At 73.6% G+C, this 12,081-nt stretch carries 13 protein-coding genes; 4 read left to right on the forward strand and 9 right to left on the reverse strand.

All coding sequences use genetic code 11. The features are described from left to right. Nucleotides 1-71 precede the first annotated feature (71 nt). The gene (locus ACIGW4_RS30380; RefSeq protein ID WP_101392327.1) at nt 72-128 is read left to right on the forward strand and encodes a trp operon leader peptide; all 57 of its coding nucleotides are present in this window, start codon (nt 72-74) and stop codon (nt 126-128) included. A 108-nt stretch (nt 129-236) separates the two neighbouring features. Then, the gene (locus ACIGW4_RS30385) at nt 237-2,108 is read left to right on the forward strand and encodes an anthranilate synthase family protein (protein WP_399584162.1); all 1,872 of its coding nucleotides are present in this window, start codon (nt 237-239) and stop codon (nt 2,106-2,108) included. A gap of 209 nt (nt 2,109-2,317) precedes the next feature. Here ACIGW4_RS30385 and ACIGW4_RS30390 read toward each other — a convergent pair whose 3' ends face one another. Genes ACIGW4_RS30390 through ACIGW4_RS30400 form a run of 3 tightly spaced genes read right to left on the reverse strand, consistent with a single transcriptional unit; the run spans nt 2,318 to nt 4,959 of the window. Next, nucleotides 2,318-2,965 carry a response regulator gene (locus ACIGW4_RS30390; protein ID WP_398710915.1) on the reverse strand — a complete coding sequence of 216 codons (648 nt, stop codon included), beginning with the start codon at nt 2,963-2,965 and terminating at the stop codon, nt 2,318-2,320. A 20-nt stretch (nt 2,966-2,985) separates the two neighbouring features. After that, nucleotides 2,986-4,197: a MacS family sensor histidine kinase gene (macS, locus tag ACIGW4_RS30395; protein ID WP_399584165.1), complete on the reverse strand. Its 1,212-nt coding sequence runs from the start codon at nt 4,195-4,197 to the stop codon at nt 2,986-2,988. A gap of 30 nt (nt 4,198-4,227) precedes the next feature. Continuing rightward, nucleotides 4,228-4,959: a 1-acyl-sn-glycerol-3-phosphate acyltransferase gene (locus tag ACIGW4_RS30400; protein WP_123451467.1), complete on the reverse strand. Its 732-nt coding sequence runs from the start codon at nt 4,957-4,959 to the stop codon at nt 4,228-4,230. 187 nt (nt 4,960-5,146) lie between these two features. Between ACIGW4_RS30400 and ACIGW4_RS30405 the strand changes: the two genes are divergently transcribed. Next, nucleotides 5,147-5,929 carry an alpha/beta hydrolase gene (locus ACIGW4_RS30405; protein WP_399584168.1) on the forward strand — a complete coding sequence of 261 codons (783 nt, stop codon included), beginning with the start codon at nt 5,147-5,149 and terminating at the stop codon, nt 5,927-5,929. Continuing rightward, on the forward strand, nt 5,922-6,572 hold the full coding sequence (locus ACIGW4_RS30410; protein WP_399584170.1) for a hypothetical protein: 651 nt from the start codon (nt 5,922-5,924) through the stop codon (nt 6,570-6,572). Before ACIGW4_RS30405 ends, ACIGW4_RS30410 begins: the two co-directional genes overlap by 8 nt. 7 nt (nt 6,573-6,579) lie before the next feature. Here the strand turns inward: ACIGW4_RS30410 and ACIGW4_RS30415 are convergent, their stop codons facing one another. From ACIGW4_RS30415 to ACIGW4_RS30440, 6 genes are all read right to left on the reverse strand, one after another. Continuing rightward, the gene (locus ACIGW4_RS30415; protein WP_359592158.1) at nt 6,580-7,323 is read right to left on the reverse strand and encodes an endonuclease/exonuclease/phosphatase family protein; all 744 of its coding nucleotides are present in this window, start codon (nt 7,321-7,323) and stop codon (nt 6,580-6,582) included. Nucleotides 7,324-7,399: 76 nt separating this feature from the next. Continuing rightward, a complete protein-coding gene (locus ACIGW4_RS30420) occupies nt 7,400-8,341 on the reverse strand; it encodes an ROK family glucokinase (RefSeq protein ID WP_093876514.1) in 942 nt (313 codons plus the stop codon). A gap of 66 nt (nt 8,342-8,407) precedes the next feature. Continuing rightward, entirely contained in the window at nt 8,408-8,872 is a 465-nt protein-coding gene (locus tag ACIGW4_RS30425; RefSeq protein ID WP_123451475.1) for a DUF5304 domain-containing protein, read from the reverse strand. Between the two features lie 44 nt (nt 8,873-8,916). Next, nucleotides 8,917-10,041 (reverse strand): ArsA family ATPase, encoded by a 1,125-nt coding sequence (locus ACIGW4_RS30430; protein WP_398710899.1) that lies wholly within the window; start codon nt 10,039-10,041, stop codon nt 8,917-8,919. A 518-nt stretch (nt 10,042-10,559) separates the two neighbouring features. Next, entirely contained in the window at nt 10,560-11,003 is a 444-nt protein-coding gene (locus ACIGW4_RS30435) for an SRPBCC family protein (RefSeq protein WP_123451480.1), read from the reverse strand. Between the two features lie 102 nt (nt 11,004-11,105). Next, a complete protein-coding gene (locus ACIGW4_RS30440) occupies nt 11,106-11,861 on the reverse strand; it encodes a metallophosphoesterase (protein ID WP_123451482.1) in 756 nt (251 codons plus the stop codon). Nucleotides 11,862-12,081 lie beyond the last annotated feature (220 nt).

The raw sequence follows: 12,081 nt of genomic DNA on the forward strand, positions 1-12,081 counted from the left end.
GGGCCCGGTCCGCGCCGTCCACGGTGCGGACCGGGCCCCGTTCGCGTGCCCTGCTGGGTTACAGTGCTCGCATGTTCGCGCACTCGAACCAGAACTGGTGGTGGACCGCTCATCCGGCGGCCCACTGATCGCGCGTACACCGACAGACACGCGAAGGCCGCCCGAGGGGCGGCCTTTCTCGTACCCGCGAGGCCGTTCCTCTCCGATCCGAAGCTCCCGGAAGGAACACGCCCCTCATGGACCTCTCCCGTCTCCTCGACGACTCCTGCCCTCCCTTCGCCCTGCTGCGCCGCCGCACCCCCGGCCGTGATCACGACACCGTCGAGGTGCTGATCGGCCGGGTCCACGAGGCCGAGCGCCTCGCGGAGCTGCCCGTGGGACCGATGCCGACGCTCGCCCTCGTGCCCTTCCGGCAGATCCGGGAGCGCGGCTTCGACGTGCGGGACGACGGCACCCCGCTCTCCGTGCTCGTCGCCGACGAGGCGTACGAGCTGCCGCTCGCCGAGGCCCTGGCCGCGCTCCCCTCCCATGACGTACGGGTGGAGGGCGGCGGCTTCGACGTCTCCGACGAGGCCTACGCGGAGACCGTGCGGCGGGTCATCGACGAGGAGATCGGCTCCGGCGAGGGCGCGAACTTCGTGATCCGGCGCACCTACACCGGTGAGGTCCCGGGCTTCGGGCGCGCCGACGCGCTCGCCCTGTTCCGGCGGCTGCTCGCGGGCGAGCGGGGCGCGTACTGGACGTTCGTCGTGCACACCGGGGAGCGGACGCTCGTCGGGGCGAGCCCCGAGGTGCACGTCCGGATGTCGGGAGGGACGGTCGTGATGAACCCGATCAGCGGCACGTACCGCTACCCGGCCGGGGCGGCCCCGACCGCCGAGGACCTGCTCGCCTTCCTCGCCGACCGCAAGGAGACCGAGGAGCTCTCCATGGTGGTGGACGAGGAGCTGAAGATGATGTGCACGGTGGGCGACATGGGCGGGGTCGTGGTCGGGCCGCGGCTCAAGGAGATGGCCCATCTCGCGCACACCGAGTACGAGTTGCGCGGGCGGTCCTCGCTCGACGTACGGGAGGTGCTGCGGGAGACGATGTTCGCGGCGACCGTGACCGGCTCTCCGGTGCAGAACGCCTGCCGGGTGATCGAGCGCCACGAGGAGGGGGGCCGGGGGTACTACGCGGGTGCGCTCGCCCTGCTCGGCACGGACGGGAACGGGACGCAGACGCTGGACTCCCCCATCCTCATCCGTACCGCCGACATCGCCGCCGACGGGCGGCTGCGGGTGCCGGTGGGCGCCACGCTGGTGCGGCACTCGGACCCCGAGGGCGAGGTCGCCGAGACCCACGCCAAGGCGGCGGGCGTCCTCACGGCCCTCGGCGTCCGGGAGGGCCGGCCGGCCGACCCGTCGGCGCCGGTGCCGGCGCGGCTCGCCGACGACCCCCGGGTGCGGGCCGCGCTCGACGCGCGCCGGGCGGACCTCGCGCCGTTCTGGCTGAAGATGCAGGCCCGGTCCGCGGAGCTGTCCGGGCACGCGCTCGTGGTCGACGCCGAGGACACGTTCACGGCGATGCTGGCGCACGTCCTGCGCTCCTCGGGCCTGGAGGTGTCGGTGCTCCGCTACGACGAGCCGGGGCTGCGGGAGCTGGCCCTCGCCCACGAGGGGCCGGTCGTCCTGGGGCCCGGGCCCGGGAACCCCTCGGACGCCGCCGACCCGAAGATGCGCTTCCTGCGCGGCCTGACGGCCGAGCTGGTGCGGGACCACCGCCACGGCCTGCTGGGCGTCTGCCTCGGGCACGAGCTGATCGCGGCCGAGCTGGGCCTGGACATCGTCCGCAAGAGGACCCCGTTCCAGGGGGCGCAGCTGCGGATCGACCTCTTCGGCCAGCAGCAGACGGTCGGCTTCTACAACAGCTTCACGGCGCGGTGCGACGACCGGACGGCGACGGAGCTGGCGCTGCACCGCATCGAGGTGAGCCGGGACGCGGACACCGGCGAGGTGCACGCCCTGCGCGGGCCGGGCTTCGCCGGGGTGCAGTTCCACCCGGAGTCGGTGCTCACGACGGACGGGGCGGCCCTGACGGCCTCGCTCCTGGCGGGAGTCCTCGTCTAGGGGGCCCTCGGCACCAGGACGTTCTCGCCGCGTCGCCCTGCGGCGTGGTCGAGGACGGGGCGCGCGGGAAGCCCCGCAGGTCACGGCCCGTCAGGAGGGGCTCCTCATACGCCCGCACGCCGGGTGCCGGGATCTCCACGAGGTCCCTTCACCCTCACGGTGGGCCGCGCGTACGGTCCTCCCGGCCGTCCCGGTCGGCCCGGCCCGCCTCAGGCGTCGTCGAGGCCGCGCTCGATCGCGTACCGGACGAGCTCCACCCTGTTGTGCAGCTGGAGCTTGCCCAGGGTGTTCTGGACGTGGTTCTGGACCGTGCGGTGCGAGATGACCAGGCGTTCGGCGATCTGCTTGTAGCTGAGCCCCTTCGCGACGAGCCGCAGGACCTCCGTCTCGCGCTCGGTCAGCTGCGGGGCCTTCGGCTCGTCGGCACCGGGCGCCGGGGCGGGCTCGGAGGCCAGTCGGCGGTACTCGCCGAGGACCAGGCCGGCCAGGCCCGGCGTGAAGACGGGGTCGCCGACGGCCGTCCGGCGGACCGCGTCGATCAGCTCCTCCGTACTGGCCGACTTGAGGAGGTAGCCGGTGGCACCGGACTTGACCGCCTCCAGGACGTCGGCGTGCTCGCCGCTCGCCGAGAGGACGAGGACCCGCAGCTCGGGCCGGCCGCCGACGAGCTCCTTGCAGACCTGGACGCCCGGCTTGACCGGCAGGTTCAGGTCGAGGACGAGGACGTCGGGGCCGGCCGCGACGGCGCGGCGCACGGCCTGCTCTCCGTCGCCGGCGGTGGCGACCACGTCGAAGCCCGCCTCGGCGAGGTCGCGGGCCACCGCGTCCCGCCACATCGGATGGTCGTCGACGACCATCACCTTGATCAGCTGCTCGCTCACTTCTCCCCTGCCTTCCCCCGTGGGACCTTCAACTCGACTTCCGTGCCCTGGCCCGGGACCGAGATCAGCTCGGCCGAGCCGCCCAGGTCCCGCAGTCTCCCCCGGATGGACAGGGCGACGCCCATCCGGCCCTCGCCCCAGGCCTCCGCGAGGCGACCCTCGGGGATGCCGGGGCCGTCGTCCCGGACGGTGACGATCACCTCGTCCGGCCAGTCCTCGATCAGGACCCACGCGTGCGCGTCCTCACCGGCGTGCACCCGGACGTTGTCCAGGGCGGCGCCGACGGCGGTGGCCAGCTCGCGGGCGGCGGCCGGCGGCAGCAGGACCGGGGCGCCCGGCTCGGAGAGGGTGACCCGGGCCCCGGCGCGCGGGGCGAGCAGGACGCGGAGGTCGGTGGGGGCGTCCGCGTCGGGTTCGTCGTCGACCTCGACGACCCGGACGAAGGCGCCCTCGGACTCGTCCTCGGAGACCAGGCTGGGCCGGGTGAGGCCGCCCGCGACGAGGGTGCGGAGGGCGATCTCCTGCTCCCCCGCCATCCGGCCGAGTTCGGCCGCCTCGCCGCCGAGCGCGGTGCCGCGCCGCTGCACCATCGCGAGGACCTGGAGGACGCTGTCGTGGATGTCGCGGGCGAGCCGCTCCCGCTCCCGGGTGGCGGCCTCGATCTCCAGGGCGCGGGCGAGGGTGCGCTCGGAGGCGCGGGCGACCTCGACGACGTAGCCGATGGCGATGGAGGCGACCCAGACGAGGAGCACGTTGTGGAAGGTGTCCCGGCTGGGGTGGCCGCGCTCGATGATGTTGGCGACGGCGACGAGGGAGGAGGCGATGCCGGCCCAGCGCCAGCCGCCCTTGATCGCGAAGGCGAGGACGGAGCCGGCGGTCCATATCGACGGCAGGGTGGGGCCGTCGATCGACTGTGCATGGGCGTCGGCGAGCGGGGTGAGGAGGATGCCGACGAGGGCGATGGTGAGGTCGGCGACGAGGAAGCGCCTGGTGCAGCCGGCCGCGTTCGCCACCTTGGGGAGGGTGGCGAGGGTCCAGCAGCACAGCACCGCCAGGTAGACGACCGCGATCCACGGCCGCTCGTACCGGTCGCGGCCGAAGCCGAAGATCAGGACGGCGTAGACCATCGTCAGGACGCGGTAGCCGGTCAGCGCCCGCCACAGCGGCTGCTCGACCGACATGCGCACGACACGCTCGCGCTTGGCCATCTCCCCCACCCCCGGGTCCCCGCGGGGACCTTACGCGCCGGATTCTTCCCGAGCGGCGATCTCGGCCTTGACGGCCTCCTTGGCCGCCTTCTCCGCCTCCGCGATCTGCCGCTTGGCGGCCGTCGCGTAGATGTCGACGTACTCCTGGCCGGACAGCTTCATGATCTCGTACATGACCTCGTCGGTCACCGAGCGGAGGATGAAGCGGTCCCCCTCCATGCCCTGGTAGCGGGTGAAGTCCAGCGGCTTGCCGATCCGGATGCCCGGACGCATCAGCTTGGGGACGATCTTGCCGGGCGGCTGGATCTTCTCGGTGTCGATCATGGCGACCGGGATCACGGGCGCGCCGGTGGCCAGGGCGACGCGCGCCAGACCGCCGGGCTTGCCCCGGTAGAGGCGGCCGTCGGGCGAGCGGGTGCCCTCGGGGTAGATGCCGAAGAGGCCGCCGCCCTCGATGACCTCGATGCCGGCCTTGATGGCGGCCTCGCCCGCGCCGCGGGCACCCGAACGGTCCACCGGCAGCTGGCCGACGCCCTTGAAGAAGGCGGCGGTGAGCTTGCCCTTCACACCGGGGGTGGTGAAGTACTCGGCCTTGGCGATGAAGGTGACCTTGCGGTCCAGGACGGCGGGCAGGAAGAAGGAGTCCGAGAAGGACAGGTGGTTGCTCGCGAGGATCGCGGGGCCCTCGGCGGGGATGTTCTCCAGACCCTCCACCCAGGGCCGGAAGGCGAGCTTCAGGGACCCTCCGATGGAGAACTTCATTGCGCCGTAGATCAACTCGCCATGCCTTCCGTGTGCCGTCGCCCCGACTTTATCCCGTACCGGCGCACGGCCCCGGCTACGGCCCTGGTCGGTGTCGGTCCGGTCGCGTACCGTGAAGGTCCTTCCCCATATTCCGTCGCTCCGGCGTACCCGAGGACGCCGGAGTCGCAACGAACAGGAGACCCCGGTGCCGGTCCTTCCCGGAGCCGAGCCGTACCGCCACGAAGGCGGAGAGGTCGGCGTCCTTCTCTGTCACGGATTCACCGGTTCCCCGCAGTCGATGCGTCCGTGGGCCGAGTACCTGGCCGAGCGCGGCCTGTCGGTGTCGGTGCCGCTGCTGCCGGGCCACGGCACCCGCTGGCAGGACATGCAGCTCACCACCTGGCAGGACTGGTACGCGGAGGTGGACCGGGCCCTGCGCGAGCTCCTGGGGCGCTGCCGGACCGTCTTCGTCTTCGGCCTCTCCATGGGCGGGGCCCTCACGCTGCGGCTGGCGGCCCGGCACGGAGACGCGGTGCGCGGCATCGTCCTGGTCAACCCGGCGAACAAGGTGCACGGCCTCGCCGCGCACGCGCTGCCCGTCGTCCGGCACCTGGTCCCCTCCACCAAGGGCATCGCCAGCGACATCGCCAAGGAGGGCGTGGCCGAGGTCGGCTACGACCGGGTGCCGCTGCACGCCGCGCACACCATGCGGCGGTTCTTCCGGATCGTGGACGCGGAGCTCCCGCAGGTCACCCAGCCGGTGGTACTGCTCCACAGCCCCCAGGACCACGTCGTGCCGCCCGCCGACTCGGCCCGGATCCTCTCCCGCATCTCCTCGACGGACGTCAAGGAGATCCTGCTGGAACAGAGCTACCACGTGGCGACGTTGGACCATGACGCGGAGCGGATCTTCGACGAGAGCCTGGCCTTCGTCGAGCGTCTGACCCCGGAACTGGTCGACGGGAAGGGGAGCAGGAGCGGTGGCTGAGCAGCAGGACGGCGACGGGCGGGAGCCGCAGCCCATCGACGAGGAGGCGGCCTGGGCCGCGATCGTCGCCGGGTACGGCGAGGAGCCCGCGGACCCTCCGGGGACGAAGCCGTTCCGGCCCGTCGAGAACCTGTCGCTGCCGGAGCCGGAGGACGGGGAGGACGGGACCGCCGCGGAGGTCAGGCCGTTCAAGGGCACGGCCTGGAAGCCGCGGCCGAAGCCCGCGCCGGATCCCGTCGAGGAGACCGGGACGGACGAGGACCCGGAGGCGGGGCCCGAGCGGCCGGCGTTGGGCAGCTCGATCGTGTTCGCACCCGGGGTGCGGACGGGCGGCCCCCGGGACTACTCGCCGGCCGAGCCGGACGACGCGGCGGGCGGCGCCGACGAGGGCCACTTCGTCCCGCCGGAGCCGCCTCCGCTGCCCGAGGCGGACACGACGACCAAGTTCGCCTGGCTCGCGGTCGTCGGCGGCCCGGTCCTGATGCTGCTCGCCGTCCTGCTCCAGTGGGACATGACCTGGTGGCTGACGACGCTGTGCGTGGGCGGCTTCCTGGGCGGCTTCGCGACCCTGGTGGCCCGGATGAAGCACGACGACGAGGACGACGACGGCTTCGACGACCCGGGACGCGGGGCGGTGGTGTAGCCCGGCCCTACGAGGCGGGGACACGGACCGCCGCCAGCACGGGAAGGTGATCGGTGGCGGCCCGCAGGTCCCCGGGGTCGAGGTCCGTCGGGACTCCGCAGCCGAGGAACTCGATGCCCGGGGTCGCCAGGATCGCGTCGATGCGCTGGTGCGGGTCGGCGGGGGTCGAGGTGTGCTCGCCGCCCCAGGGACTGACCGCCCACCCGTCCTGGAGCTCCTTGGTGAGGCGGGTGAAGGCGGGGCCGCCGGGGCGTTCGTTCAGGTCGCCGGCGACGAGGACGTGCGGGGTGCCGAGGGCGGCGACCCGGTCGAGGACCATCCCGGCCTGGGCGTACCGCTCGTCCTTCCGCAGGCTCAGGTGACAGCTGACGAGACCGAGCCGGGCCCCGGCGAAGCGGACGACCGCGGTCGCGAGGCCGCGCCGGTGCAGGCCCGGCGTGAGCGGCAGCAGGACGTCCTCGGTCCGCTCCACGGTGGCCCGCAGGGAGCAGAGCAGGAGCGGCCCCGCCGCGGTGGCGCCGCCGCTCAGGACGACGAGCTCGCTCTTGGCGGCGAGCCGGGCGGCGTGCTTGCGCCAGCGGAAGAACCGGGGGGCCTCCTGGACGAAGACGAGGTCCGGGGCGCAGGCGCGGATCACCCGGGCGAGGGCGTCCTCGTCGTCGCGCATCGAGCGGACGTTGTAGCTCAGGACCCGGAGGACGGCCGAACCGTCGCTCTCGGTACGGGAGTTGGGCAGCTCACTGATCGCCATGACGGCCAACATACGACGACCGCCCGTCGCGTCCGAGAGGACGCGACGGGCGGTCGTCGTATGGCTCCGTACGAGCTCAGCCCTGGCGGGCCAGGTCCGCGGCGCCGACCAGGCCGGCCTTGTTGCCGAGCTGGGCCGCGAGGACCTGCGCGTGCGGGCGGTACCGGCCGCCGATCAGCCAGCGCCGGAAGGACTTCCGGATCGGGTCGAGAACCAGCTCGCCCTCGTCGGAGACGCCGCCGCCGACGATGAACGCCGACGGGTCGAAGAGCGACGCCAGGTCGGCGAGGCCGGCGCCCGCCCAGCGGGCCAGCTCGCGGAAGGAGTCGATGGCGACCTTGTCGCCCGCCCGGGCGGCCTCGCTGACGTGCTTGCCCTCGATGCCCTCGGGGGTGCCGTCGCCGAGCCCGAGGAGCACCGTGGCGTTCTCGGGGGTGGCGGCGGCGCGCTGCTTGGCGTACCGGACGAGCGCGCGCCCGGAGGCGTACTGCTCCCAGCAGCCCTGGCTGCCGCAGCCGCACAGCAGACCGTCCGGGACGACCCGGATGTGGCCGAACTCGGCGGCCACGCCGAAGCGTCCGCGACGCAGCTTGTTGCCGATGATGATGCCGCCGCCGAGGCCGGTGCCGAGGGTGATGCAGATGACGTCCTCGTGGCCCTGGCCGGCGCCGAAGCGGTACTCGCCCCAGGCCGCCGCGTTGGCGTCGTTCTCGACGACGACGGGCAGACCGACCCGCTGCTCGACCTTGTCCTTGAGCGGCTCGTGCCGCCAGTCGATGTTCGGCGCGAAGAGGACGGTGGCGCGCTTGTCGTCGACGTAGCCCGCGGCTCCGATGCCGACGGCCTCGATCGAGTGGCCCTTGCCGGCCTCGGACACGGCGGCGCAGATGGCGTCGACGATGCCTTCGGGGGTCGGCGGGGTGGGCACGGTGTGCGTGTCGAGGATGTTGCCCTCCTCGTCGACCACGCCGGCCGCGATCTTCGTGCCGCCGATGTCGACGCCGATGGTGAGTCCCATGTGTCCCTCAGTTTTCGGTCGAGCCCCGCTAAGGCCCACCGTACCCGAGGGGAGGTGCCCCACCGATCAGTCGAGGTCGATGTGCTGGCCGGTTCCGGGGCCGTCGTCGTCCTTGCGGGGGACGTCGTCCGGGTCGGCGTCCCGGCGCGGGTCGTCGTCCTCGGGCACGGCGCCGCCGCGGGTCCAGCGGCTCTCGTGGCCCTCGACGGCGGAGCGGTAGGCGGCGAGCAGCTCGCTGCCGGCGGCGGCGAGGTGGTCGAAGACCTGCGGGTTGCGCTCGATGACCGGTTCGACGGCGGCCTTCGCCTGGTTGACGAGCTGCTGCACGGTCTGGGCGGCGGTCTGCGCGGCCCGGCCGCCGAGGAGCGGGTTCCCGAGGCCGCCGGAGACCTTGTCGGCCACGGCCTCGAAGAGCCTGCGGAACTCCTCCGCGGGCGAGCCGGGCTCGGCCGCGCGCTGCGCCCGGCGGCGGGCCTTCTCCGCCTCCAGGTCCTCGGCACAGGCCTTGGCCCAGGCGTCCGAATCGCTCATGGCGTACTCCTCAATGGCTGCGTACTTCGACGGTACACGCCGCCTCAGGGGGTGCGGGGCCAGAGCCCGGGGTCGGGGGTGAAGCGCACCCGGAGGTCCCCGTCGACGAGTCCGGCGCCGGTGACCGTGCAGCGGCGCAGGGCGCCCGGCAGCGGGACGCCGCGGCGGAACGCGCCGACGGTCAGGAGCAGTTCGTCGCCGCGGCGGACGAGCGAGAGCTCCTCCTTGACGGCCCCCGGCAGGGGGATGTGCCAGACGAGGACGCCGTCCTCCCCGCGCCGGTCCTCGACCGTCCACTCCGGTACGGGGACGGGGGCGGGTTCGGGCCGGACGGGGGCGAGCAGGGCCAGGTCCTCGGCGCCGCGCGGAGCACGGCCGAGGTGCGGCAGCTCGTACAGCTGCTCGCCGACGGCGGTACGGAGCTCCGCGAGGTGCCGGTGCTGTTCGGCGGTGAGTCCGGCCAGCCACGGGTCCTCGGAGGCGGCCGGGAGGATCCGGTTCGCGACGACGGCGTCGAGGGCGAGGCGCTGGACGGCGAGGCCGAGCCGGGCGGTGCGCAGGGCGCGGGCGGCGGCGGGGCCCGGTTCGAGGACGAGGCGGACGGTGGTGCCGGGGGCCTCGACGACGGCCTGGACGGCGGCGAGCTCGGCCTCCCAGCGGGCCGTCGCCTCGTACAGCCACTGCGCGGGCATGGGTACGCCGGCGAGCTGGGCGAGCATCGGGCGCAGGGCGCGGGCGGCCTGGCGCTCCGGCGGCAGCAGGCGGCGCAGATAGCGGCGGAGCTGCGCGGGCAGGGCGAGGAGGGCGAGGGCCTCGTCGAGCGGGGGCAGGTCCACGACCACGAGGTCGTGGTCGCCGGCGGCGGCGTCGCGCAGGGCGCGCAGCAGGGCGAACGGGCGGCTGCCGGGGAGTTCGGTCAGCTCGGCGTCCTCGAAGGGGGCGGCACCGAGCAGGTCCAGGGCGGTGGAGGAACGGGCCTGGAGGGCGAGGAACTCCCGGCGGAAGTCGGCGCCGGGGTGCGGGCGCAGGCTGTCGACGCCCGGGAGCGGGGCGGCGTCCTCGGAGACGAGCAGGACCCGGCGGCCGGTCCGCGCCTGCGCCTGCGCCTGGGCTTCGGCGAGGGTGGTGCGGCCGGCGCCGCCGGGGCCGGTGACAAGGATGATCCGCATGCACCGGACGTTACCGGCCCGGCCCGGCCCCACCGCCCGCGGGCCGCCCCACCGTCCCCGTCGCGGACGCGCACCCACCGCTGCGGCGCCCCGCCGTTGTGGGCGCCCGGCGGCGCGGTGCCCGCCCCTCGCGCCCCCGTTGTGGGCGCGCACCCGCCGGCGCGGTGCCCTTGCCCACCCCCGTTGTGGGCAGTCGTTCCGCTGGGGCAAGGGGGTCCCCCCTGCTCGAGCGAAGCCGAGAGCTTGGGGGAGGGTGGGCACAACGGACCCGCGCCCTGCCGGCGCCAGAGGCTCATGCGCCTGAACCCGCACCGGGTTGCGCACCCAGCTTGTGGTGCGGGTCAGGGCGCGGAACGCGGAGGCGCCGCTCAGGGCGCCGTCCCGTGTGCCCACCCGTCCCGCCCCAGCGGGACGATTGCCCACACGGCCAGGGGGCAACGCCCACCCGGGCGCGGCCCACACGGGCAGGGCAGGGCGCGCCGCCCCGCCCGGGAGCGGGCCCTCCCGGGTGTTCGGGGTTACGCGCCGGATTCGACGCGCTTCTTCAGGCCGTCCAGGGCCCGGTCGATGATGACCTTCTCCGCCTTGCGCTTGATCATGCCCAGCATGGGGATCTTGACGTCCACCGTCAGCTGGTACGTGACCTCGGTCCGGTCCCCGGAGCCGAGCGGCTTCAGGAGGTAGGAGCCGTCGAGGGAGCGGAGCATCTGGGACTTGACGAGGGTCCAGCTGACCTCGTCGTCCCCGGTCCAGGTGTACGCCAGGGTGTGGTCGTCCTTGATGGCGCCCGCGTCGAGGAGGAGGCGGACCTTCGAGGCGCGGCCCGAGGAGTCCTCCTCCAGGACCTCCGCCTCCTTCACCTCGCCGGTCCATTCGGGGTAGCGGGCGAAGTCGGCGATCACGCTCATGACGTCGGCCGGCGCCGCCTCGATGGTGATGCTCGAGCTGGTGTGTTCGGCCATCGTGGTGGCTCCTCCACTGTGCGGTCCGGCGGAAGTAAAAGGCGGAAGCGAAAGGGCACAGTCGTGCCGACGGAAGGCTATCGCGCCCCCGTGCCCGCGCCGTCACCACTCCAGGGCGAAGGGCTTCCCGGTGGAGGCGAAGTGGCCGACGTTGACGCACTCCGTCGCGCCGACGCGCATCCGGCGCGCCAGCGGCTGGTGGACGTGGCCGAAGAGGGCGTAGCGGGGGCGGACGCGGTGGAGGGCGTCGAGCAGGGCCCGGCTGCCGCGTTCGAAGCGGCGGGCGACCGTGTCGTACAGCAGCTCGGGCACGTCCGGCGGGATGTGGGAGCAGAGGACGTCGACGTCGCCGAGGGCCTCGACCTTGGCGGCGTACTCCTCGTCGGAGATCTCGTACGGCGTGCGCATGGGGGTGCTCAGCCCGCCGCCGACGAAACCGAACACCAGCCCGCCGAGCTCGATCCGCTCGCCGTCGAGGACCGTCGTCCCCGGTCCGGCGAAGTCCGCCCAGAGCCGGGGGATGTCGACGTTCCCGTAGGTGGCGTACGTGGGCGTGGGGAAGGCGGCGAAGAGTTCGGCGTACTGGCGGCGGACGGCGGCCTCGATGGCGGTCTCGCGGTCGACGTCGAGTCCGGCCCAGAGGCGGCGGCCGAGGTCGCGGGCCTCGTCGAAGCGGCGGGCGGTGCGGAGCTCGACGAGCCGGTCGGCGTTCTCGGTGCCGAAGAGGTCGGGGAAGATCCCCCGGCTGTGGTCGGCGTAGTCGAGGAAGAGGACCAGGTCACCGAGACATATGAGGGCGTCGGCGCCCTCTCCCGCCTTGGCGAGGTCGCCGGCGTTGCCGTGTACGTCACTGACCACATGGACTCGCATGAGCCCACCTTAGGGGGTGTCACCTGCGGTTACTTGGGAGTCGTGAAACCTGTGGATTACTGTGCGCAGAGCACCGTCACACCGGTGTGACGCACGGAACATCTGGCCGGGACCCCCTATCGGGAACCGTGTACTGACGAGTAACGTCCGGGCAGTCCAGTCGTGCTCACCCCCACTGAGCACCTGCCCGATCATGGACTTCACCGGT

It is taken from the genome of Streptomyces sp. NPDC053513 (assembly GCF_044544765.1).
Lineage (GTDB): Bacteria > Actinomycetota > Actinomycetes > Streptomycetales > Streptomycetaceae > Streptomyces > Streptomyces litmocidini.